The organism is Klebsiella sp. WP4-W18-ESBL-05 (genome assembly GCF_014169075.1).
In the GTDB taxonomy this organism is placed as follows: Bacteria; Pseudomonadota; Gammaproteobacteria; order Enterobacterales; family Enterobacteriaceae; genus Kluyvera; species Kluyvera ascorbata_B.
This window is the reverse complement of sequence record NZ_AP022057.1, coordinates 2,478,292-2,500,220: the sequence shown is the minus strand read 5'-3', so window position 1 is coordinate 2,500,220 and position 21,929 is coordinate 2,478,292. Positions and strand designations below refer to the sequence as shown.

Below are 21,929 nucleotides of genomic sequence, written 5' to 3'. Positions count from 1 at the left end.
TGGTGTTTTTGAGGTGCTCCAGTGGCTTCTGTTTCTATCAGCTGTCCCTCCTGTTCAGCTACTGACGGGGTGGTGCGTAACGGCAAAAGCACTGCCGGACATCAGCGCTATCTCTGCTCTCACTGCCGTAAAACATGGCAACTGCAGTTCACTTACACCGCTTCTCAACCCGGTACGCACCAGAAAATCATTGATATGGCCATGAATGGCGTTGGATGCCGGGCAACCGCCCGCATTATGGGCGTTGGCCTCAACACGATTTTCCGCCATTTAAAAAACTCAGGCCGCAGTCGGTAACCTCGCGCATACAGCCGGGCAGTGACGTCATCGTCTGCGCGGAAATGGACGAACAGTGGGGATACGTCGGGGCTAAATCGCGCCAGCGCTGGCTGTTTTACGCGTATGACAGGCTCCGGAAGACGGTTGTGGCGCACGTATTCGGTGAACGCACTATGGCGACGCTGGGGCGTCTTATGAGCCTGCTGTCACCCTTTGACGTGGTGATATGGATGACGGATGGCTGGCCGCTGTATGAATCCCGCCTGAAGGGAAAGCTGCACGTAATCAGCAAGCGATATACGCAGCGAATTGAGCGGCATAACCTGAATCTGAGGCAGCACCTGGCACGGCTGGGACGGAAGTCGCTGTCGTTCTCAAAATCGGTGGAGCTGCATGACAAAGTCATCGGGCATTATCTGAACATAAAACACTATCAATAAGTTGGAGTTATTACCATGATAATAGTGTCTCGTTGTGTCTGGATAAGCGGATATAACGGCGTTCACCGGTATTTCTTTAATTAAAAAAATGATGTGTATGACTGATTTGTCTTGTGATAAATATCCTTAACAGACGGCGAGCTCGTCCGCCCATTTTGTTGCGGCCTGCATGGTTTCTATAACAGTGAACTCGCTGATATTGAGGGTATTACATATTTTCGCGGTTTCCTCCCAGTTAAGTTTCTCATAACATAACGACAGGGTCAGTATGTCAAAAAGTTCACCTTTATGTTCACAAAGCGCGGCAGTTACGTTTTGCGGGATTGAAATCTGTTTAATTAAATCGTCCATGGGGAGTTCAAGAATGACATCCAGCAATGAAAACAGACCGCATATAAATGCGTTATAGGATAATGAAACATTATTTATTTTTTCGGCAATTAATTCGCAGAATTTTCCGCGAACCATGCTCAGATGATAAAGTTCACTGATGCCGGAACGCCCCATATTTGAAAGGGCGGCCACCGCAACAAACCGCCGGAGTTCTTTGCCCCCCATATACATCAGCATTTCTTTCAGGGTAAGATTGTCCGCCTGAATTATGCCATGTGATTTAAACAGCATGTTTCTGACGTAGCGCATGATTTTATATGACAGCGTCAGATCGGTTTTAAGCAGACGTTCGACCGCGGCAAAGTCCGGGTTTTCCCTGTTCACCTCCATCATCAGCCTGGAGAGTGGCAGGGGGTTCTGGGAAAGGCATTTATTTCTGAGGATTTCCGGGCGACTGAAGAAAAATCCCTGGAAAAGCGCGAAACCCGCCCGGCTGTAAAGCTCAAACTCGTCCCTTGTTTCCACTTTTTCAGCAAGGAATTTTATGCCCTGCAGAAGCTGACTTTTTCTGTGGATATATTGCCGGATATCTTCATAGTCATTGTCTCTGACATCAAATTTGATGACAGAAATATACTGCATAAAGCGGTCCCATTCATCATCCATCGTGAAATCATCGAGCGCAAGCTGGTAACCCCTGTCGTGCATATCCTTTACGGCACAGAAAAGCGCATCATCCGGGACTGCATTTTCCAGAATTTCGATGACCACTTTTTCATTCGGCAGCGTATCGCCCAGTCCGTTAATGATCATCTGGTGCGGCACATTAATAAAAGAACTGTGATTGTTGGCTATACGGGGAACAGGGATGCATAAAAACTGGTCAGAAATCATTCTGGACGTGGCGTATTCTGGTGAAACATCGGGAAAGGCATTGTTCATTCCGTCTCTGAAAAGCAGCTCATAAGCGACGGTCTGCATTTTTGTGTCAAAAATAGGCTGGCGTGCGATAAATGAATACATATTCCCGGTCCCCAGGTCAGCGTTATAATTTTTAGAAATGTAACCTTTCTATGGCACTGTTGCAAAGTTAGCGATGAGGCAGCCTTTTGTCTTATTCAAAGGCCTTACATTTCAAAAACTCTGCTTACCAGGCGCATTTCGCCCAGGGGATCACCATAATAAAATGCTGAGGCCTGGCCTTTGCGTAGTGCACGCATCACCTCAATACCTTTGATGGTGGCGTAAACCGTCTTCATGGATTTAAATCCCAGCGTGGCGCCGATTATCCGTTTCAGTTTGCCATGATCGCATTCAATCACGTTGTTCCGGTACTTAATCTGTCGGTGTTCAACGTCAGACGGGCACCGGCCTTCGCGTTTGAGCAGAGCAAGCGCGCGACCATAGGCGGGCGCTTTATCCGTGTTGATGAATCGCGGGATCTGCCACTTCTTCACGTTGTTGAGGATTTTACCCAGAAACCGGTATGCAGCTTTGCTGTTACGACGGGAGGAGAGATAAAAATCGACAGTGCGGCCCCGGCTGTCGACGGCCCGGTACAGATACGCCCAGCGGCCATTGACCTTCACGTAGGTTTCATCCATGTGCCACGGGCAAAGATCGGAAGGGTTACGCCAGTACCAGCGCAGCCGTTTTTCCATTTCAGGCGCATAACGCTGAACCCAGCGGTAAATCGTGGAGTGATCGACATTCACTCCGCGTTCAGCCAGCATCTCCTGCAGCTCACGGTAACTGATGCCGTATTTGCAGTACCAGCGTACGGCCCACAGAATGATGTCACGCTGAAAATGCCGGCCTTTGAATGGGTTCATGTGCAGCTCCATCAGCAAAAGGGGATGATAAGTTTATCACCACCGACTATTTGCAACAGTGCCGGATTGAGCGGCGTGGCATGGTCAGTCTTCCCGCAGGTACTGGTACAAAGTTTCGCGGCTGATGCCGAAGTCACGGGCCACCAAGGTTTTCTGGTCGCCTGCCGCAACTCGCCGTTTCAACTCGGCAATTTGTTCGCTGTTCAGCGATTTCTTTCGTCCCCGGTAGGCCCCGCGCTGCTTAGCCAGCACGATTCCCTCGCGCTGACGTTCGCGGATCAGAGCGCGCTCGAACTCAGCAAAGGCTCCCATGACCGACAGCATCAGATTGGCCATCGGTGAGTCCTCGCCGGTGAACGTTAGCCCTTCTTTGACGAACTCCATGCGCACGCCCCGTTGTGTCAGCCCTTGGACGATGCGGCGCAGGTCATCAAGGTTGCGTGCCAACCTGTCCATGCTATGCACCACCACGGTGTCGCCCTCGCGGACGAAGGCCAGCAGCCTTTCAAGTTCGGGACGTTGTGTGTCCTTGCCTGAAGCCTTATCGGTGAATACCTTGCCGACTTCTATTTGTTCCAGTTGTCGATCAGGATTCTGGTCGAAGCTGCTGACGCGAACGTAGCCGATACGTTGACCTTGCAAGATGCCTCCAAAGGTAAAAATGTCAGGATGAAATCTATTACCCTTGGCTGAATGTGTCAATAAATATAAATTAATACCCTACTCTGACGTTGTTTGTGCTCAACATCTGACATCAGGTTAGGGTATGCCTCAATCTGACGGCTGCGAACCGCCAGGGACAGGCGCAATGTCAGATTCTGTCGCGGCCTTGGCGCGTGCCTGGAAGCGTTCATAGCAATCCAGCCCGCAGAAATGTTCGACGTATTCCGCGCCTTCCGGGGTGAAGGCGGCATCGAGCGGAATTTCTTTGCAGCATACGCAGCAGGTGGTGCAACTGGCAGTGTTCGGGGCGTTTGCGTTCATGGTGGTACTCCTCCAGATTGGTAGCGAAGCTCAAAGCTGCCCACTCTCGGCTGGCTGGGAAGCGGTCATGATCTTCCCTTGAAGGCCCGCAGCAGCCGCGTCACAGACAGGACAAACAAGCCGGTCAGCGTGAGGGCTGCAATACCCCAGTGCTCCCCGATGAACGCGCCGGCCGTCGTGCCGGCTAGCACAATGGCGAGAATCGGCAAATGGCAGGGACAGGTGAGCACGGCCAGCGCGCCCCACAAGTAGCCGGTGATCGGTTTGTGCGTCTCAGACGGCAAGTGCTCTGGGCTGTTCATGGCAGACTCTCCGCGTGCTGTGCCGGTTCGGTTGGCATGGCGGCCAGTTGCATTTCGAGGCTGGCCAGGGCCTCGCGCCGACGCTCGACGAGTTGCCGCAACACGGCAAGCTGCGCAGACGCACCGTCACCGTCCGCAGCATCCAGCGCCCGGCACAGCCGCGCCAGTGCGTCCAGGCCGATACCCGCTTCGAAGGCAGCCCGTACAAAGCGCAGCCGTTGCAACGCGGTGTCATCGAACAAGCCGTAGCCGCCCGTGGTGCACGCGACCGGCCGTAGCAATCCGCGCAGCAGGTAGTCGCGCACGATATGCACGCTCACCCCGGCATCAAGGGCCAGCCGGGACACTGTGTAGGCGCTCATTGAACACCTCCTTTTCCTCATCCGGCGCAGCACGAAAGCTGCTTCACGTCCTTGCTGAAGGTCTGCGCCGCGAGCTTCAGCCCTTCGACCATGGTCAGGTAGGGGAACAATTGGTCGGCCAGTTCCTGCACGGTCATACGGTTGCGAATGGCGAGCACCGCCGTCTGGATCAGTTCACCCGCTTCCGGGGCCACCGCTTGCACGCCGATGAGCCGTCCGCTACCTTCCTCGATGACCAGCTTGATGAAGCCGCGTGTGTCGAAGTTGGCAAGCGCACGCGGCACGTTGTCCAAGGTCAAGGTGCGACTGTCGGTCTCGATCCCGTCGTGATGTGCTTCCGCCTCGCTGTAGCCCACGGTGGCGACCTGCGGGTCGGTGAACACCACGGCCGGCATTGCGGTCAGGTCCAGGGCCGCATCGCCGCCAGTCATGTTGATCGCAGCACGGGTGCCGGCCGCTGCCGCCACATAGACGAACTGAGGCTGGTCGGTGCAGTCGCCAGCCGCATAAATGTGTGGCGTACTGGTGCGCATGCCCTTGTCGATGACGATGGCCCCCTGCGCATTGGCAGCGACTCCCGCCGCTTCCAATGCCAGGCTGCGCGTGTTCGGTGCCCTGCCAGTGGCGACCAGCAGCTGGTCGGCGCGTATTTCACCGTACCCGGTGGTCAGCACGAATTCGCCGTCCACATGCGCGACCTGGCTGGCTTGCGTGTATTCCAATACCTTGATCCCTTCGGCACGGAACGCGGCTGTAACGGCCTCGCCGATGGCCGGGTCTTCGCGGAAGAACAGCGTGCTGCGTGCCAGGATCGTCACTTTGCTGCCCAGCCGGGCAAAGGCTTGCGCCAGTTCCAGCGCCACCACAGACGAGCCGATCACGGCCAGGCGCTCGGGAATGGTGTCGCTGACCAGGGCCTCGGTGGAAGTCCAGTAGGGTGACTCTTTCAGGCCCGGAATCGGCGGCACGGCCGGGCTGGCACCCGTGGCGACCAGGCAGCGGTCGAACGCCACCACACGCTCGCCGCCATCGTTTAAACGGACGGCAAGGCTCTGGTCGTCCTTGAAACGCGCTTCACCATGCAGCACGGTGATGGCCGGGTTGCTGTCCAGGATGCCTTCGTACTTGGCGTGGCGCAGCTCATCGACGCGCGCCTGCTGCTGGGCCAGTAGTTTGCTGCGATCAATCGCAGGCACAGTCGCCGCGATGCCACTGTCGAATGGGCTTTCACGGCGCAAATGGGCGATATGGGCAGCGCGGATCATGATCTTGGACGGCACGCAGCCGACATTGACGCAAGTACCGCCGATGGTGCCGCGCTCGATCAGCGTGACGTTCGCACCTTGCTCGACGGCCTTCAGCGCCGCCGCCATCGCGGCTCCGCCGCTGCCAATAACGGCGACGTGCAGTCCGTCCCCATCACCACCAGCCTTGTCGCCACCGCCCAGCCATCCCAGCGCCTTGCCAAGCAGTCTGCCCCGCGCTGAAGTGGATGGGGCATCGGCGGGTGTGGCCTTGTAGCCGAGGCCGGCCACAGCGGCGGTCAGCGCCTCTGGCGAGGTGCCGGGATCGGTGGCGAGTTGCGCGGAGCCTTTCGGGTAGGACACGAGCGCCGACAGCACGCCCGGCACTTTCTCCAGGGCGTCCTTGACATGTGTCGCGCACGAGTCGCAGGTCATTCCGGTGATATTCAAATACATTGCATCGTTCCTTTTCGTTTCGGCAACTGCCAATGCAGTTAGCCGTGTTTGGGTGGTAGTTCGCAGCGGCGGTTGGCCGGTGAGAGCAGATCCCAGATCGACACCCCGATCATCAAGGCCAGACCGACATAGAGGAGGTTCGCCGTCCACCAATTGCCAAAAAACAAGAGCATGGCCGCCAGCACGATGGCTGGGCCGACCATCCCGAGCAGGCTGCGGTACCATTGCCGATGACTCAGCCAGCCCAGTGCATTCGCCAGCAAAGCCACGACTGCGAACAGCGGCAGCAGCTTGGAGATAAACAACCCTTCGTATTCCTGTAGAAAGCCAAGGCCGATGGCCGCGCCCAGGCTGGCGATAGCCGGGAAACAGGCAGCGCATCCCATCGCGGAAACAACGCTGCCAAGCGCGCCAGCCTTGTCGGCAATGCGTGTAATCAGTCCCATGATCGCCCCAGGTTCGGGTTCAGTGGCTCACTGCTTGACGCTGGACGGATAGCCCGCGTCTCCGGTTGCCTTGGTCAGCTTCTGCACGCTGGTCTTGGCATCATCGAACGTGACAACCGCTTCGCGTGTCTCGAAGGTCACGTCAATTTTGCTGACGCCTTCGACCTTGGAAATCGCCTTCTTGACGGTGATCGGGCAGGTGGAGCAGGTCATGCCCGGTACGGACAGCGTGACGGTCTGGGTGGCGGCCCACACGGGGGCAACAACGGCAGCGAGGGCGAGGGCGGCAAACAGTTTTTTCATGATGAACTCCTGTGATTAATAGAAAAATGGCATGACGTAGGGAAATCCGAGCGCGACCAGGACCAGCGCGGCCACGATCCAGAAAATGAGCTTGTAAGTAGCTCGCACTTGGGGAATCGCGCAGACCTCACCCGGTTTGCAGGCTTGCGCCGGGCGGTAGATGCGCCGCCAGGCGAAAAACAGCGCGACCAGCGCTGCGCCGATGAAGATCGGGCGATAGGGTTCCAGCACCGTCAGGTTGCCGATCCATGCCCCGCTGAACCCCAAGGCGATCAAAACCAGCGGCCCCAGGCAGCAGGCCGACGCAAGAATGGCGGCCAGCCCACCGGCGAAGAGCGCGCCGCGCCCGTTTTGTGGTTCAGACATACGCTTGTCCTTTCAAATTTGGTTTGGATAGCTTAAGCTTACTTCCGTAGTTATGTACGGAGTCAAGCGATATGCAAATTAATTTTGAGAATCTGACCATTGGCGTTTTTGCCAAGGCGGCCGGGGTCAATGTGGAGACCATCCGGTTCTACCAGCGCAAGGGCCTGCTGCCGGAGCCAGACAAGCCCTATGGCAGCATTCGCCGCTATGGCGAGGCGGATGTAACACGAGTGCGGTTCGTGAAATCGGCCCAGCGGCTGGGCTTTAGCCTGGACGAAATCGCCGAGCTACTGCGGCTGGAGGATGGCACCCATTGCGAGGAAGCCAGCGGCCTGGCCGAGCACAAGCTCAAGGATGTGCGCGAGAAGATGGCCGACTTGGCACGCATGGAGGCCGTGCTGTCTGAACTGGTGTGCGCCTGCCACGCGCGGAAAGGGAACGTTTCCTGCCCGCTGATTGCGTCACTGCAAGACGGAACGAAGCTCGCTGCATCGGCGCGGGGGAGTCACGGGGTGACTACGCCTTAGCGTGCTTTATTTTCCGAATTCTGAGACGACCCCAGGTAGCAGAGCTGCACCGCGAAGCCCAGCCGATTGGCCGGGCCGCGCCGCTGCCGGATGATGGAGAGGTCGCTTTCGCTGAACGTGTAGTGACGGATCAACTCATCCTTGGTGTCCGGCAACGCCAGCAGGCTTTCGCGCTCGGCGGCGGAGAGGATCGAACGGCGGGGCATGCGGTTTCCTTCTTCTTGAAAACGTAGGTTTGTGACAAGCCCGCCAAGGCAACCGGCGCGGCACGGGAATCAAGGCATTGCGATTCTCGAAAATAGTTCTTGAAATTCTATTCTTGATTGCATATCATCTCAACGAGTTTCGATAAGAAAGGATGCGCATGCGACCGTCTGTTGTGCTTGACATGAAGCGAAGCGCAGTGCGTGAAGCGGTAGGCCGCTTTCGCGCCGCGAACCCGCGCGTCTTCGGCTCGGTGCTGCATGGCACCGACCGGGATGGCAGCGACCTCGACCTGTTGGTCGATGCGCTGCCCGGTGCCACGTTGTTGGACTTGGGCGATTTGGAAGAAGAACTGAAATCGCTGCTCGGCGTTGACGTCGATCTGCTGACTCCCGGCGACCTGCCGCCGAAGTTCCGGGCCAAGGTGCTCGCGGAGGCGCAACCGATATGAGCGAGAACCGCCTGCCCGATTACCTCGACCACATTCAGCAGGCCGCAACCGATGCGCGCAGCTTCGTGGAAGGGATGGCCAAGGACGACTTCTTGGCCGACAAGCGCACCCAGCAGGCCGTCATCATGAGCCTGATCGTCATCGGCGAGGCGGCCACAAAGGTGATGGATGGCTACGTCGAGTTCACCCAGGCGCATGCCGACGTGCCGTGGCGCAGCATGCGCAATATGCGTAATCGCATGGCTCACGGCTATTTCGACATCAACCTCGATGTGGTGTGGGAGACGGTACAGGAATGGCTGCCGGCGTTGCTCCAGCAATTGCCCGCCGTGCGTCAGGATGCCGACGATGAAGACCGTAACGACAACTGTGAAAGAGGGATCTCCGATGACTGTTGAATCGAGAATATTTTCTGTAGCCGAGTATGTTCAGCCGTCCGAAGGCGAGCCTATTCGTTCCGTTGTGCTTGAAACCCGAGACTCAATTATCGTGGTTTGGCATGTCCATCCCGGGCAGGAAATTGCGGCTCACATTCATCCTCACGGCCAAGACACGTGGACTGTTTTGTCGGGAATGGCTGATTACTTTCAGGGCAATGGGATTGTTCGTGCCCTCAGGGAAGGTGAGATAGCCGTGGCAAGACCGGGCCAAGTGCACGGGGCGCGAAATACAGGTACCGAGCCATTTGTGTTAGTCTCGGTTGTGGCATCAGCCAATGCCGGTTTCGTATTGGCTGAGCGATAGAGCCCAATCTCTGGAGTTGGTCCAATGAACGGTCGGGGAGATAGGTAACAGACATGCAGCGGACACGGCTGCTAAACCAGGTCGCAAACCTCCTTGCGTCGCAGCGTGCCGCAAGCGACGCGATCAATCGAATGGGGTCGGCATGAGACTGAACACCATCCAGTTCCCGACCGCGTAGCCGCCTGTCCTGCCGATCAGGTCTTGACCATCGACGCCTGGGATCAGTCCTGAATGTTCTTGGAGACCACTACGTTATGAGCCGCAGCCGCCGCAAAACACCCATCGTCGGGCACACGACCTGCGGCAGCGAGCGCGAGGACAAGAAGCTCTGGCATCAGCGCTGGCGCACCCGTGAGCGCACGGCGCTGACCAGCGCGTCGCCCGAAGCCCTGAGCGCCCATCTGCCCCTGCTGGAAAACCAGGCCAGCAGCGTCTGGTCGATGGGCAAGGATGGCCGCTCCTACTGGCCCGTCAAGCGCCAGGCCGCCACGGCGGATCGCATCGCCAATCACAAGGGACGCAACCCGCAAGAACGCGCCTCCCTGAAAAAGCGCCTGCTTACACTGTGATTCCTTCAAAATATCTCAACGAAATTTCCCGACACCTGTTTAAGCTATCTTGCTGATATTTCTGTTTTTCGATTTTTGCCGGCGCGATGCCGGCGACGTTGGCCAGCTGCCCCGGGCGCGATACTGAGATCAGTTTCTTTGAACAAAAAAACCGCCTTTTGGCGGTCAGTATTCAGTAGCTGGAACGGTAGTCTCTCCCCCGATTCCAGCGGTCTTGCCAGTGTTCGAGGAATGATTCAGCGAGCTTAGGCATGTTCCAGATCACCACCGCATTCTCCGAGTTTTTCGTTTCGGTCGCTTTGGTGAAATTAAAGCTGCCAGTTTCAACGGTCACATTATCCACGATGATCACCTTGTCATGCTGGATAGGGAAATCACTGTCAGTACGCAAAGGGATGCCGCTGTTCGCTATGTAGTTCATGGCCGCAATGCTGGCGCGCCCCGTATTGCCCCTTTCATCAATTACGATTTTCACATCAACTCCCCGTTTTTTGGCTGCTACCAGTGCTTTCATAATATCCGGGGCGGTAAAAGAATAAGCCATCATCCGTATCGAGGTTTTTGCGGAGTCAATGGCGCTCAGGACGAGAACGCGGGCGCTTCCTTCAGGCGAGTAGCCAACCTGAACGGATGGTTCCACCGCAAAGGCGGGCAGGGCGGCTGTCGTAAATGCTGCGGCCAGAAGCCAGGTTGCTAAGTTTTTCATTACAGGCTCCCGTTCACACACTGCATTTTATATTCAGGGTCAAAATAAATTTCTTTGATTTTCCGCTTTTCCATATGCACCACAACGTCAATGGTGGAGTAGAGCATTCGCATAATATCGCTCATATCGAGCATACGGCCGATAGGGGTCGCCTTGATAAGCAGCCCAATACGGTTAAAGGCATCGCGCGCAGAGTTAGCGTGCGTTGACATAACACCGCCTGGATGGCCGGTATTAAGTGCTTTAAGATAATCCCACGCAGCATCATCCCTAAGCTCAGTCATGATGATACGGCCCGGTGTCAGACGCATACAGGCTCGCAGGGCATCAGTGGCGCTGACGCGGCCGATCTTTCCTGCATCGCCGTACATCATATAAACGGCTTCTACAACGTGATCGACCGTGACTTCGTGAACGTCCTCTAAAATAATTACACGCTCGTCTTTATGTAGCGATTTTAACAGCGCGCGCGTGAGTACCGTTTTCCCCGACCCGGTTTCACCGCAGATCACGATAGTGCGTTTCTTCTCAACGGCGGTTTGCAGGAATGCGGGCCATTTTTCGCTGCTGTGCAGCTCTTTAAGGAAAAAATCATCATCCGTTAGGCTTTGCTTGCTGCCGGTAATCTTCCGGCAGTCACGGGGTTTGAAGGCCAATGGAACGAAAACGTACGTTAAGAATGTAATTTATTGATATTCATAAAAATAAAAAAAGGATCGCTGATTGATCCTTTTGTTTTGCTATTTGAATTTCGATAAACATTAACCACGAGAATGCAGTAGCTCGGCTATCTCATGAGCAATTTCATCGATTGTATGAGTTGCAGTACTACGAGCAACTTTGTCTGCTAATGATGGACTAAAATCGACAACTTCTTGTTTTGTAATATTATGCCATATGGGAAGCAATATTTGCTCACCAGAAATAGCACGAGTGACGATTCCATCAAGTTCATAATTTGTCCAACCTTTGCTTATAAACGCCGGAGACAAAACTACTAACCCAACACGACTGTTTGCTAAACCTTTGTCTATTTTTTGTCTCAGGCTGTCACCAATTCTTAACGTCATTTCGTCATACCATACATTAAGGCCGTGACTGATTAATGAGTTTGCCAGAGAGCGAACAAAATCATCTTTATCCTCTGAGGCATGCGAAATAAATACGTCATGTATCTCGTTGCTCTGTGCTGTTGACGGTGGTCTGTTATCTCTTACCAGACTAGGAACTTCGCTTAACGGCCTATCCTGAATTTCAGGAAGAACCCCTGGAAGAACGCGAACAGAAGCCCTGGTACTCCCCCTTAATCCCTGCATATCTACAGCAATATGCCAATGGCCTGATGAAGGGATCTGTAACCTTATGGGGGAGCGCTTTGCTAACCCACCAATGTAGGAATGTCGTCGGCCATTCTTATAACTACTGAAGTTAGAACTATCCATTAGTCTAACATTTGCACCACTGGTAAGGGTGATTTCAACAATCTCCCCTCTTTTTCTTTGACCAAGATCATTATGGATGAATTGCATGGGCACTGTTGCAAAGTTAGCGATGAGGCAGCCTTTTGTCTTATTCAAAGGCCTTACATTTCAAAAACTCTGCTTACCAGGCGCATTTCGCCCAGGGGATCACCATAATAAAATGCTGAGGCCTGGCCTTTGCGTAGTGCACGCATCACCTCAATACCTTTGATGGTGGCGTAAGCCGTCTTCATGGATTTAAATCCCAGCGTGGCGCCGATTATCCGTTTCAGTTTGCCATGATCGCATTCAATCACGTTGTTCCGGTACTTAATCTGTCGGTGTTCAACGTCAGACGGGCACCGGCCTTCGCGTTTGAGCAGAGCAAGCGCGCGACCATAGGCGGGCGCTTTATCCGTGTTGATGAATCGCGGGATCTGCCACTTCTTCACGTTGTTGAGGATTTTACCCAGAAACCGGTATGCAGCTTTGCTGTTACGACGGGAGGAGAGATAAAAATCGACAGTGCGGCCCCGGCTGTCGACGGCCCGGTACAGATACGCCCAGCGGCCATTGACCTTCACGTAGGTTTCATCCATGTGCCACGGGCAAAGATCGGAAGGGTTACGCCAGTACCAGCGCAGCCGTTTTTCCATTTCAGGCGCATAACGCTGAACCCAGCGGTAAATCGTGGAGTGATCGACATTCACTCCGCGTTCAGCCAGCATCTCCTGCAGCTCACGGTAACTGATGCCGTATTTGCAGTACCAGCGTACGGCCCACAGAATGATGTCACGCTGAAAATGCCGGCCTTTGAATGGGTTCATGTGCAGCTCCATCAGCAAAAGGGGATGATAAGTTTATCACCACCGACTATTTGCAACAGTGCCTGAAGACGGCTTACGCCACCATCAAAGGTATTGAGGTGATGCGTGCACTACGCAAAGGCCAGGCCTCAGCATTTTATTATGGTGATCCCCTGGGCGAAATGCGCCTGGTAAGCAGAGTTTTTGAAATGTAAGGCCTTTGAATAAGACAAAACGCTGCCTCATCGCTAACTTTGCAACAGTGCCCCTAATCGTGTTCAGCAGAATAGCCGGAGGAAGTTTCCTACTGTCGATAAGAAAGGATTGGCACAGGGAGTGTGAATATCGAAACACCATCACAGAATAATGCCAGATAGAAATGCGATAGTAGGGGTGGATATTTAAATAAGGAGCATCCCGACTTAAAATGAATATGACTGCGTAACCAGGCGCAATAAAAAAAGCGAAAGAATCGCTTTTATTCTGGTTGTTTTTTCGAAGAGTGACCGTTTTCTGAGATGACAAGAAATAAGGAAGTCCTATGATCGCTAAATAGCTGCGCCTAATACCGCTACACTTTTGCCTGACCATGTTTTCCTCCGGGGAATGGGCTGGCGGTTTCCATAAAATGGCGGACCTTTTTCAGTAACTGCCACATTGAGCGGCACTGATGATTACGGGTTATCGTGTCATGAAGTGCCTGCCATAGCCGTTCCACATGATTCACCCACGGCGAGTAAACCGGCTGGTAAATTACCCTGAACTTGGGATTTGCTTTCAACCAGCGCTGTGTTTCGCGGCTTTTATGGATAATGTAGTTATCAACGATCAGCGTGATTGTTTTCGCCCGCCGGTAAGTGGCTTTCAGGTGCTTCAGCAGAGCGATAAACAGCGCTGAACTTTTGCTGTTGCCGCCCACGTAGCTGACTTTACCCGTGCCACTGTGCAGTGCGCCGGCCAGATAGTATTTTTCGTTCTGCCCCGGCGTCACTACCCGTTTCTGCTGTCCGCGCAACTGCCAGTCCGCACCGATTTTAGGATTAAGGTGGATATCCACTTCATCTTCATAAAATACCGGATGCTCTGCGCTGCATTCATCCAGCGCTTTGTGGATTACCGCCATCTTTTCATCTTTATGTGGGTCACGGATACGCAGAGTTGGCGCGGCCCTGCGCCATACAAGCCCCGCAGATGGCAACCAGCGGCGAACGGTTCCTGCATGTAACTGGCAACCGGTTATCTCATTGATTTTTATTGCCAGTAATTCGGTGCTCCAGCGTGAACGTTGATAACCAAAATCGCCGGGAGAATGCTTTATCAGCTCACGTAACAGGGTGCAGATATGTTCAAAAGGCCAGCGTCGGGAGCGCCCTGCGGGTAAGGATTTCAGGCCTTCAATACCTGAGTGCGTAAACCAGTTAATCCAGCGACCAACGGATGAACGGGCACAACAGAGAGTTCTGGCAACATCGCTGACCCGTTCACCCCGATGAAGCATCAGCATGGCCGTGAGTCTGCGGGCATGATTTTTATCACGCGTTTTATGAATAGCTTTCTGCATCAGGCGTCGTTCGCCACGGGGTATTGGTACTATGATCGGCATCGCTCAGTCCGGTTGGTGATTTTGGTTGGTTTGGCGATTGATCAGATCGCACAATCCGGGCTGAGTTCCCTTTCAGTGATCTACTATTCCGCGCAGCTATTTAGCGGAATAGTTCAAAAACTGAATGCGCAAATGAATCAGGAGTTTTATACCTCAAATTTGTATCTTCAGCTCAGCCAGAGGTGCAGCGAGAATAGCCTTAATGGCACCGCACTATTTTTGCGTCATCAGGCGCAAAATACGGTGACGCAAATGATGCGCATGTACGAATACATCAAACAGAGCGGCGCCACGCCGGTGTTACAGGAGCAACACGCCCGGTGCGGTGAATTTTCCACGCTGGAAGATCTGTTTGAGCAGACGGTAAGCGATTACCAGAAGCGCATTAATGCGCTGACCTCTTTGACGGAAGACGCCCAGGCAGCAAACGATAAGTCAGCGATTAACTTCCTGAAGCGATACAGAAAAGAGGAAATCGTGGACGGGACGCTGTTGCAAATCATTCTGGATGAAGTCCGCAGCGCTAAAAAAGCGGGCATCAACATGCAGCAAACCGACCACTATCTGGTTGGCGTGATCGATCGCTATCACTAAATCAATTTCGCAGTACGAGGAGGTTTTACGCCTCCTCAGAAAATCTGTTTTACATCAGAAACAGAGGTTTATGCCAGTGAACATTTGATACCCAACACGTCATAGTGATTTTTTAACTTAGCGTTTTTATATCGTGCCAAAAATGTCTCTGCTTGTGTCTTTATATTAAGGAAGGTGCGAATAAGCAGGTCATTTCTTCCCAAGCTGACTCGCTGATTAAAATTTCGCGGATCTGGGCCGATTTTTTTCCCGCAAACACATCGAATCAGCCTATTTAGGCTATTTTTTCCACCATTTCTGGCGTTATTTCCGGTTTTTACTGAGATCTCTCCCACTGACGTATCATTTGGTCCACCCGAAACAGGTTGGCCAGGGTGAATAACATCGCCAGTTGGTTATCGTTTTTCAGCAGCCCCTTGTATCTGGCTTTCACGAAGCCGAACTGCCGCTTGATGATGCGAAACGGGTGCTCCACCCTGGCACGGATGCTGGCTTTCATGTATTCGATGTTGATGGCCGTTTTGTTCTTGCGCGGATGCTGCTTCAAGGTTTTTACCTTGCCGGGACGCTCGGCGATCAGCCAGTCCACATCCACCTCGGCCAGCTCCTCGCGCTGTGGCGCTCCTTGGTAGCCGGCATCGGCTGAGACAAATTGCTCCTCTCCATGAAGCAGATTACCCAGCTGATTGAGGTCATGCTCGTTGGCCGCGGTGGTGACCAGGCTGTGGGTCAGGCCACTCTTGGCATCGACACCAATGTGGGCCTTCATGCCAAAGTGCCACTGATTGCCTTTCTTGGTCTGATGCATCTCCGGATCGCGTTGCTGCTCTTTGTTCTTGGTCGAGCTGGGTGCCTCAATGATGGTGGCATCCACCAAAGTGCCTTGGGTCATCATGACGCCTGCTTCGGCCAGCCAGCGATTGATGGTCTTGAACAATTGACGGGCCAGTTGATGCTGCTCGAGCAGGTGGCGGAAATTCATGATGGTGGTGCGATCCGGCAGGGCGCTATCCAGGGATAATCGGGCAAACAGGCGCATGGAGGCGATTTCGTACAGGGCATCTTCCATGGCACCGTCGCTCAGGTTGTACCAATGCTGCATGCAGTGAATACGCAGCATGGTCTCCAGCGGATAGGGCCGTCGGCCATTGCCCGCCTTGGGATAAAACGGCTCGATGACAGCGGTCATATTCTGCCATGGCAGAATCTGCTCCATGCGGGAGAGGAAAATCTCTTTTCGGGTCTGACGGCGCTTAGTGCTGAATTCACTATCGGCGAAGGTGAGTTGATGGCTCATGATGTCCCTCTGGGATGCGCTCCGGATGAATATGATGATCTCATATCAGGAACTTGTTCGCACCTTCCCTAAGTCACCGGCGGCTTGCCTGCCACACATTGAACATTACAGACCAATTAGCACTTTGTCACCGGGGAAAGATGTAAAGATTATGTATAAATAGATTGGCTTAGAAGTGACATTTCAACTTTGGAGAAACAGGTGACATTTTAAACTTGCTTTAACAAAATTTTGGGACTGACCGAAACAAAAAGGCCAGCCCCGGAGGGCTGGCTATTCAGTACAGGGCAATGACAGGTTTCTTGATGCCGCAGGCGTGAGCGTAGCGGGTCAGTGTGTCGATGCTGGCTTTGGTGATGTTGTTTTCCAGGCGAGAAATAACCGGAGGTGTAACCCCCATGCGTTCAGCAACCTGCGCTTTTGTCAGGTTGTCATGCTTGCGCCATTCAGCAAGCAGCTCCCTGAGCTTTTCCTTACGTTCTTCTTCCTGCCATGCAGCGCGATATTCATCGTCCTGCATCCACTCGTTATGCAGTTCTTTATGGCTTACCAGTTTCATTAAGTACCTCCGCTAACCGCTTTTTGGCGAGATCGATTTCTTTCGCTGGCGTTTTCTGTGACTTCTTGATGAAAACACGGAGCATGATGATGGTATTGCCTTTGTGGTATACCCAGATTCCCCTGGCTATGTCCGTCCCCATCGTGCGGATCTCAAAAAGTCCATCGCCCAGGGGCTTCGTGTCCGGCTCCCGCAGTAATCGGGCGTCATACTCCAGTTTGCCGATGAGACGGTCAAACTTCACCCTGATTTTTACGGGTAATGCTGTGGCTTCTTCCCTGGCTTCCGGGTGATAAACAACGCTAAACATGTGACCTCCCATTTCTATTAATATTAACCTATAGGCTAATTTCAGACAAGGTAGAATTAACCTATAAGCTAATTTTGTTGGCAGTTATCGTGGCTACCCGGTCACTACCCTGTTAGCGTGAGTTTTCGTTCCACTGAGGAACGGGGATTTATGCGCGTTAGCGCATGTAAGGCGGCAGGATGAAATGACAGGTAGCACCGAGGGTTAGCCGCCGATACCAGTGAGGGATCGAAAGGGATCGCCTATCCATCCCTTCACCCTGCAAAGCCATATTCCGCTAAAAGCGGCTCAGAGGCTTTTGTGCGCGGTCGGAGTGGTCACAACAAGGCGAAGCCGCAGTTGGGGCGTATCTCCGCGTTAGCGGGTCGTAAGAGCCGCTTACGAGCGTGTAGGGGTCAGTTTGGATATAGAGAATTATTGTACGGTAAGCCTGTTTTTTGAACAGACTTACCTATAGCAATAGGGTGTACTCCCGCGCTATACAGCGTTTTCAGGGGATTTTGTCTTAATCGGATAACCTAAATGCGATACAGCAAGAGCGACAACCTAAAAGCGATAGCCACTGACGATAAATCAATCACTTACGCATCCGAATTGGTTGAATAATGTGCTTAACGTACAAAAATTTCCGATCTCCAAACTGACCCCTTCTATGCCATGGGGCGAGAAGGCGTACTACCACGCAAAGTGTTCTTCCATCTGCATCGCAAATTCCACACACCGTGGCGGGCCATTTTGTTCGTTGCCACCATCTCGCTGCTGGCCCTGTTCCTTGACCTGAACTTAGTGGTATCGATGATAAGCTTTGGTGCCCTCGGTGCTTTCACCTGGTAATGACTCCAACTTAATGATAGTGTTTTATGTTCAGATAATGCCCGATGACCTTGTCATGCAGCTCCACCGATTTTGAGAACGACAGTGACTTCCGTCCCAGCCTTGCCAGATGTTGTCTCAGATTCAGGTTATGTCGCTCAATGCGCTGAGTGTAACGCTTGCTGATAACGTGCAGCTTTCCCTTCAGGCGGGATTCATACAGCGGCCAGCCATCCGTCATCCATACCACGACCTCAAAGGCCGACAGCAGGCTCAGAAGACGCTCCAGTGTGGCCAGAGTGCGTTCACCGAATACGTGCGCCACAACCGTCTTCCGGAGCCTGTCATACGCGTAAAACAGCCAGCGCTGGCGCGATTTAGCCCCGACGTATCCCCACTGTTCGTCCATTTCCGCGCAGACGATGACGTCACTGCCCGGCTGTATGCGCGAGGTTACCGACTGCGGCCTGAGTTTTTTAAATGGCGGAAAATCGTGTTGAGGCCAACGCCCATAATGCGGGCGGTTGCCCGGCATCCAACGCCATTCATGGCCATATCAATGATTTTCTGGTGCGTACCGGGTTGAGAAGCGGTGTAAGTGAACTGCAGTTGCCATGTTTTACGGCAGTGAGAGCAGAGATAGCGCTGATGTCCGGCGGTGCTTTTGCCGTTACGCACCACCCCGTCAGTAGCTGAACAGGAGGGACAGCTGATAGAAACAGAAGCCACTGGAGCACCTCAAAAACACCATCATACACTAAATCAGTAAGTTGGCAGCATCACCTGAGCGCGACTACCAGCGCATGGCCGGTCGCAGCGACGACTATCGCGAAGGCGTCAGCGCCTTCCTCGCCAAACGTCAGCCACAGTTCAGCGGGAAATAAGCCATGAGCCAGACTCTTCACACCGTCGCCGTGATTGGCGGCGGCACCATGGGGGCCGGGATCGTCGAAGTGGCGGCCGGTGCCGGACACGCGGTCCGGCTGTATGACATTTCGCCTGAGGCAATTACCCGCGCTATCGACGGTATTGCCGAGCGCCTCAACGCCCGCGTCAGCCGGGGGAAAATCAGCGCCGAGCTGGCGCAGTCCCTGCTCGCGCGGATTACACCGGCGACGGAATTACACCAGCTTGCCGACGCGCAGCTGGTGATTGAAGCCGCTTCGGAACGCCTGGAGATTAAACAGGCGCTGTTCAGCCAACTGGCGGAGATTTGTTCACCGTCGACGCTGCTGACCAGCAACACCTCGTCGATTTCCATTACCGCCATTGCGGCGGGCATCAAACATCCCGAACGCGTGGCGGGGCTGCATTTCTTTAACCCGGCGCCGGTGATGAAGCTGGTCGAGGTCGTCAGCGGCCTTGCCACCTCCACGGAAGTGGTGGAGCAGCTTTGCCAGTGCGTTAGCGCCTGGGGTAAGCAGCCGGTGCGCTGCCGCTCCACGCCGGGCTTTATTGTCAACCGCGTGGCGCGCCCGTATTACGCCGAAGCCTGGCGGGCGCTGGAGGAACAGGTCGCCGCGCCGGAAGTGATTGACGCGGCGCTGCGCGACGGCGGCGGTTTCCCGATGGGGCCGCTGGCGCTGACCGATCTGATTGGTCAGGACGTCAACTTTGCCGTCACCTGTTCGGTATTTAACGCCTTCTGGCAGGACCGCCGTTTTCTGCCGGCGCTGCTTCAGCAGGAGCTGGCGCTGGCCGGGCGTCTGGGCAAGAAGAGCGGCCACGGCGTCTATCGCTGGCCTGTTGAAGTATCGCCTGATCTGGCTGTTGCAGCGGTAGTGCCTGAAAATGCAGCAAAAAACATTAAGTGTGACGTTGTCACTGAACTGGATGATGTGCTGCTCCTTGAAACCACCGGTGAAACCGCGCTGGCCTTAAGCGTCCAGCATCAGCGTCCGGTGGTGGTTTATGACCATGCGGCGGGCGACACGGTCGTACTGGCGAGCGCGCAAACCAACCCACAGTCGGCAACCGACAAAGCGGTGTACTACTTCCAGCAGCAGGGCAAAAAGGTTCTGCACATTGCTGATTATCCCGGCCTGCTGGTATGGCGTACGGTAGCGATGCTGGCGAACGAAGCGCTGGATGCGGTGCAAAAAGGCGTCGCCAGCGCGGATGATATCGATACCGCTATGCGTCTGGGGGTGAACTACCCACGCGGTCCGATTGCCTGGGGTGAATCGCTTGGCTGGGGGCGCGTGCTGCGCCTGCTGGAAAACCTACAACAGCACTACGGCGAAGAACGCTACCGCCCAAGTGCGCGACTGCGCCAGATGGCGCTGCTGGAGATGCGTCATGAGTAACCAGGCCTGGCGCAACGCCCGCGCCATGTACGAGAAAGATACCTGCGCCCGCGCGCTGGGCATCGAGATTATCGAAATGGATGAAGGCTATGCGCAGATGACGATGGCGGTGCTGCCATCGATGCTCAACGGCCACCAGACCTGTCACGGCGGGCAGCTGTTTTCGCTCGCGGACACCGCCTTTGCCTACGCCTGTAACAGCCAGGGGCTGGCGGCGGTGGCGTCGGCGGCGAGCATCGATTTCCTGCGCCCGGCCTTCACAGGCGATCTGCTTACCGCCACCGCGCGGGTGAAACAGCAGGGCAAGCTGACCGGCGTTTACGACATTGAGATTGTTAATCAACAGCAAAAAACCGTTGCCCTGTTTCGCGGAAAATCGCACCGCATCGGCGGCACAATCACAGGAGAAGCCTAATGCGTGACGCCTTTATTTGTGACGGAATTCGTACCCCGATTGGCCGCTACGGCGGCGCGCTGGCGGGGGTTCGCGCTGACGATCTGGCGGCGATCCCGCTGCGTGAATTGCTCCGTCGCAACCCGCGCCTGGATGCCAGCGCCATCGACGATGTGATTTTCGGCTGCGCCAACCAGGCCGGTGAAGACAACCGTAACGTGGCGCATATGGCAACGTTGCTGGCGGGTTATCCGCACAGCGTGGCGGGCACCACCATCAACCGTCTGTGCGGTTCCGGGCTGGACGCCATCGGCTTTGCCGCACGAGCCATTAAGGCGGGCGATGCGGATCTGTTGATTGCCGGCGGCGTCGAGTCGATGTCCCGCGCGCCGTTCGTCATGGGCAAGGCCACCGCGCCGTTCCAGCGTCAGGCGGAAATGTTCGATACCACCATCGGCTGGCGTTTTGTGAACCCGCTCATGCAGCAACAATTTGGTACTGACAGCATGCCGGAAACGGCGGAGAATGTAGCCGAATTGTTAAATATAAGCCGTGAAGATCAGGACGCCTTCGCCTACCGCAGCCAGCAGCGCACGTCAAAAGCGCAGCGTGACGGCATTCTGGCGCAGGAAATCGTACCGGTACAGATTATCGGTAAGAAGGGCGCGGTCAGCGCGGTGCGCGACGATGAGCACCCGCGTGCGGAAACCACAATGGAACAGCTTGCTCAGTTGAAAACCCCGTTCCGCAAGGGCGGCGTGGTGACGGCAGGCAACGCCTCGGGCGTGAACGACGGCGCGGCGGCGATGATTATCGCCAGTGAACAGCAGGTAAAAGAACAGGGACTGACGCCGCGGGCGCGCATCGTGGCGATGGCGACGGCGGGCGTTGAGCCGAAGTACATGGGGCTGGGGCCGGTTCCGGCGGTGCGTAAAGTGCTGGAGCGTGCCGGGCTGAATATTAACGATATGGACGTGATTGAGCTGAACGAAGCCTTTGCCGCCCAGGCGCTGGGCGTGATGCGGCAGCTGGGGCTGGCGGATGATGCGCCGCACGTGAATCCAAACGGTGGCGCCATCGCTTTAGGCCACCCGCTGGGGATGAGCGGCGTGCGTCTGGCGCTGGCGGCAACGCTGGAGCTGGAACGACGCAATGGACGTTATGCGCTGTGTACGATGTGTATTGGCGTGGGCCAGGGCATTGCCCTGATCCTCGAGCGTGTGTGAGCGAATTGACCTG

The 21,929-nt window shown here is 54.8% G+C and carries 28 protein-coding genes and 5 pseudogenes; 13 read left to right on the top strand and 20 right to left on the bottom strand.

What is annotated here, in order from left to right:
• Positions 1–21 precede the first annotated feature (21 nt).
• Positions 22–719 (top strand): IS1-like element IS1B family transposase gene (locus H7R58_RS12100; protein WP_095033700.1). Its coding sequence is split into 2 segments (ribosomal slippage): positions 22–271 and positions 271–719, totalling 699 coding nucleotides; the frame shifts between segments, so codons are not numbered across the junction.
• 126 nt (positions 720–845) lie between these two features.
• On the opposite strand, the gene H7R58_RS12095 is transcribed toward H7R58_RS12100, so the two are convergent.
• From H7R58_RS12095 to H7R58_RS12050, 10 genes are all read right to left on the bottom strand, one after another.
• Positions 846–2,075 (bottom strand): EAL and HDOD domain-containing protein, encoded by a 1,230-nt coding sequence (locus tag H7R58_RS12095; protein ID WP_000286799.1) that lies wholly within the window; start codon positions 2,073–2,075, stop codon positions 846–848.
• Between the two features lie 104 nt (positions 2,076–2,179).
• A complete protein-coding gene (locus tag H7R58_RS12090; RefSeq protein ID WP_023312637.1) occupies positions 2,180–2,884 on the bottom strand; it encodes an IS6-like element IS26 family transposase in 705 nt (234 codons plus the stop codon).
• An 84-nt stretch (positions 2,885–2,968) separates the two neighbouring features.
• Positions 2,969–3,526: a recombinase family protein gene (locus tag H7R58_RS12085; protein ID WP_001162010.1), complete on the bottom strand. Its 558-nt coding sequence runs from the start codon at positions 3,524–3,526 to the stop codon at positions 2,969–2,971.
• Between the two features lie 129 nt (positions 3,527–3,655).
• Positions 3,656–3,868, bottom strand: a complete 213-nt coding sequence (locus tag H7R58_RS12080; protein ID WP_000993245.1) for a DUF3330 domain-containing protein — start codon at positions 3,866–3,868, stop codon at positions 3,656–3,658.
• Positions 3,869–3,933: 65 nt separating this feature from the next.
• Positions 3,934–4,170: a broad-spectrum mercury transporter MerE gene (gene merE / locus H7R58_RS12075; RefSeq protein WP_001087807.1), complete on the bottom strand. Its 237-nt coding sequence runs from the start codon at positions 4,168–4,170 to the stop codon at positions 3,934–3,936.
• Entirely contained in the window at positions 4,167–4,532 is a 366-nt protein-coding gene (gene merD, locus H7R58_RS12070) for a mercury resistance co-regulator MerD (RefSeq protein ID WP_001277463.1), read from the bottom strand. The genes merE and merD overlap by 4 nt, the downstream gene beginning before the upstream one ends.
• Positions 4,533–4,549: 17 nt before the next feature.
• Positions 4,550–6,232, bottom strand: a complete 1,683-nt coding sequence (gene merA / locus H7R58_RS12065) for a mercury(II) reductase (protein WP_000281123.1) — start codon at positions 6,230–6,232, stop codon at positions 4,550–4,552.
• A 38-nt stretch (positions 6,233–6,270) separates the two neighbouring features.
• The gene (gene merC, locus H7R58_RS12060) at positions 6,271–6,678 is read right to left on the bottom strand and encodes an organomercurial transporter MerC (protein WP_000522993.1); all 408 of its coding nucleotides are present in this window, start codon (positions 6,676–6,678) and stop codon (positions 6,271–6,273) included.
• A gap of 27 nt (positions 6,679–6,705) precedes the next feature.
• Positions 6,706–6,981 carry a mercury resistance system periplasmic binding protein MerP gene (merP, locus tag H7R58_RS12055; protein ID WP_000732276.1) on the bottom strand — a complete coding sequence of 92 codons (276 nt, stop codon included), beginning with the start codon at positions 6,979–6,981 and terminating at the stop codon, positions 6,706–6,708.
• A gap of 15 nt (positions 6,982–6,996) precedes the next feature.
• Positions 6,997–7,347 (bottom strand): mercuric transport protein MerT, encoded by a 351-nt coding sequence (locus H7R58_RS12050; protein WP_001294660.1) that lies wholly within the window; start codon positions 7,345–7,347, stop codon positions 6,997–6,999.
• 71 nt (positions 7,348–7,418) lie between these two features.
• On the opposite strand from H7R58_RS12050, the gene merR reads away from it, so the two are divergent.
• A complete protein-coding gene (merR, locus tag H7R58_RS12045; protein WP_001166628.1) occupies positions 7,419–7,874 on the top strand; it encodes an Hg(II)-responsive transcriptional regulator in 456 nt (151 codons plus the stop codon).
• A gap of 32 nt (positions 7,875–7,906) precedes the next feature.
• Here the strand turns inward: merR and H7R58_RS12040 are convergent.
• Positions 7,907–8,080: pseudogene (locus H7R58_RS12040) on the bottom strand (DUF4158 domain-containing protein); the annotation flags it as partial.
• 158 nt (positions 8,081–8,238) lie between these two features.
• Here H7R58_RS12040 and H7R58_RS12035 point away from each other — a divergent pair.
• From H7R58_RS12035 to H7R58_RS12020, 4 genes are all read left to right on the top strand, one after another.
• On the top strand, positions 8,239–8,529 hold the full coding sequence (locus H7R58_RS12035; RefSeq protein WP_001247892.1) for a nucleotidyltransferase family protein: 291 nt from the start codon (positions 8,239–8,241) through the stop codon (positions 8,527–8,529).
• Positions 8,526–8,927 carry a HepT-like ribonuclease domain-containing protein gene (locus H7R58_RS12030; RefSeq protein WP_001293886.1) on the top strand — a complete coding sequence of 134 codons (402 nt, stop codon included), beginning with the start codon at positions 8,526–8,528 and terminating at the stop codon, positions 8,925–8,927. Before H7R58_RS12035 ends, H7R58_RS12030 begins: the two co-directional genes overlap by 4 nt.
• Positions 8,917–9,273, top strand: coding sequence for a cupin domain-containing protein (locus H7R58_RS12025; protein WP_000215515.1), 357 nt, complete (start codon positions 8,917–8,919; stop codon positions 9,271–9,273). The genes H7R58_RS12030 and H7R58_RS12025 overlap by 11 nt, the downstream gene beginning before the upstream one ends.
• Before the next feature lie 254 nt (positions 9,274–9,527).
• Complete coding sequence (locus H7R58_RS12020; protein WP_000091613.1) at positions 9,528–9,842, top strand: hypothetical protein; 315 nt, start codon at positions 9,528–9,530, stop codon at positions 9,840–9,842.
• Between the two features lie 172 nt (positions 9,843–10,014).
• Here H7R58_RS12020 and H7R58_RS12015 read toward each other — a convergent pair whose 3' ends face one another.
• The 4 genes and pseudogenes from H7R58_RS12015 to H7R58_RS12000 form a co-directional block, all read right to left on the bottom strand.
• Positions 10,015–10,548: a phospholipase D family nuclease gene (locus tag H7R58_RS12015; RefSeq protein ID WP_182934781.1), complete on the bottom strand. Its 534-nt coding sequence runs from the start codon at positions 10,546–10,548 to the stop codon at positions 10,015–10,017.
• Positions 10,548–11,186 (bottom strand): annotated as a pseudogene (locus tag H7R58_RS12010) (CpaF/VirB11 family protein); the annotation flags it as partial. The pseudogene H7R58_RS12010 and the gene H7R58_RS12015, both read right to left, overlap by 1 nt.
• Positions 11,187–11,309: 123 nt before the next feature.
• Complete coding sequence (locus H7R58_RS12005; RefSeq protein WP_001159650.1) at positions 11,310–12,077, bottom strand: DUF1883 domain-containing protein; 768 nt, start codon at positions 12,075–12,077, stop codon at positions 11,310–11,312.
• A gap of 53 nt (positions 12,078–12,130) precedes the next feature.
• The gene (locus H7R58_RS12000; RefSeq protein WP_001067855.1) at positions 12,131–12,835 is read right to left on the bottom strand and encodes an IS6-like element IS26 family transposase; all 705 of its coding nucleotides are present in this window, start codon (positions 12,833–12,835) and stop codon (positions 12,131–12,133) included.
• 62 nt (positions 12,836–12,897) lie between these two features.
• On the opposite strand from H7R58_RS12000, the pseudogene H7R58_RS11995 reads away from it, so the two are divergent.
• Positions 12,898–13,029 (top strand): annotated as a pseudogene (locus H7R58_RS11995) (IS6 family transposase); the annotation flags it as partial.
• Between the two features lie 356 nt (positions 13,030–13,385).
• Here H7R58_RS11995 and H7R58_RS11990 read toward each other — a convergent pair.
• Positions 13,386–14,417: an IS630-like element ISEc33 family transposase gene (locus tag H7R58_RS11990; protein ID WP_001395480.1), complete on the bottom strand. Its 1,032-nt coding sequence runs from the start codon at positions 14,415–14,417 to the stop codon at positions 13,386–13,388.
• Positions 14,418–14,495: 78 nt separating this feature from the next.
• Here H7R58_RS11990 and H7R58_RS11985 point away from each other — a divergent pair, with 78 nt between their 5' ends.
• On the top strand, positions 14,496–15,011 hold the full coding sequence (locus H7R58_RS11985) for a non-heme ferritin-like protein (RefSeq protein ID WP_264988221.1): 516 nt from the start codon (positions 14,496–14,498) through the stop codon (positions 15,009–15,011).
• A gap of 316 nt (positions 15,012–15,327) precedes the next feature.
• On the opposite strand, the gene H7R58_RS11980 is transcribed toward H7R58_RS11985, so the two are convergent.
• From H7R58_RS11980 to H7R58_RS11970, 3 genes are all read right to left on the bottom strand, one after another.
• Positions 15,328–16,308, bottom strand: coding sequence for an IS5-like element ISKpn26 family transposase (locus H7R58_RS11980; protein WP_000019445.1), 981 nt, complete (start codon positions 16,306–16,308; stop codon positions 15,328–15,330).
• 277 nt (positions 16,309–16,585) lie between these two features.
• A complete protein-coding gene (locus H7R58_RS11975) occupies positions 16,586–16,867 on the bottom strand; it encodes a helix-turn-helix domain-containing protein (protein WP_000780222.1) in 282 nt (93 codons plus the stop codon).
• A complete protein-coding gene (locus H7R58_RS11970) occupies positions 16,848–17,177 on the bottom strand; it encodes a type II toxin-antitoxin system RelE/ParE family toxin (protein ID WP_000493286.1) in 330 nt (109 codons plus the stop codon). Before H7R58_RS11970 ends, H7R58_RS11975 begins: the two co-directional genes overlap by 20 nt.
• 648 nt (positions 17,178–17,825) lie before the next feature.
• Here H7R58_RS11970 and H7R58_RS11965 point away from each other — a divergent pair.
• Positions 17,826–18,008, top strand: a pseudogene (locus tag H7R58_RS11965) (amino acid permease); the annotation flags it as partial.
• A gap of 13 nt (positions 18,009–18,021) precedes the next feature.
• Here the strand turns inward: H7R58_RS11965 and H7R58_RS11960 are convergent.
• Positions 18,022–18,719 (bottom strand): IS1 family transposase gene (locus H7R58_RS11960; RefSeq protein WP_223335778.1). Its coding sequence is split into 2 segments (ribosomal slippage): positions 18,022–18,470 and positions 18,470–18,719, totalling 699 coding nucleotides; the frame shifts between segments, so codons are not numbered across the junction.
• A gap of 56 nt (positions 18,720–18,775) precedes the next feature.
• Here H7R58_RS11960 and H7R58_RS11955 point away from each other — a divergent pair.
• The 4 genes and pseudogenes from H7R58_RS11955 to pcaF all read left to right on the top strand — a co-directional run.
• Positions 18,776–18,874: pseudogene (locus H7R58_RS11955) on the top strand (2-(1,2-epoxy-1,2-dihydrophenyl)acetyl-CoA isomerase); the annotation flags it as partial.
• Positions 18,875–18,877: 3 nt separating this feature from the next.
• On the top strand, positions 18,878–20,296 hold the full coding sequence (locus H7R58_RS11950; RefSeq protein WP_182930557.1) for a 3-hydroxyacyl-CoA dehydrogenase: 1,419 nt from the start codon (positions 18,878–18,880) through the stop codon (positions 20,294–20,296).
• Entirely contained in the window at positions 20,289–20,711 is a 423-nt protein-coding gene (gene paaI, locus H7R58_RS11945; protein ID WP_071696746.1) for a hydroxyphenylacetyl-CoA thioesterase PaaI, read from the top strand. Before H7R58_RS11950 ends, paaI begins: the two co-directional genes overlap by 8 nt.
• Positions 20,711–21,916 carry a 3-oxoadipyl-CoA thiolase gene (gene pcaF / locus H7R58_RS11940; RefSeq protein ID WP_071696747.1) on the top strand — a complete coding sequence of 402 codons (1,206 nt, stop codon included), beginning with the start codon at positions 20,711–20,713 and terminating at the stop codon, positions 21,914–21,916. The genes paaI and pcaF overlap by 1 nt, the downstream gene beginning before the upstream one ends.
• The last annotated feature ends 13 nt before the right edge of the window (positions 21,917–21,929 follow it).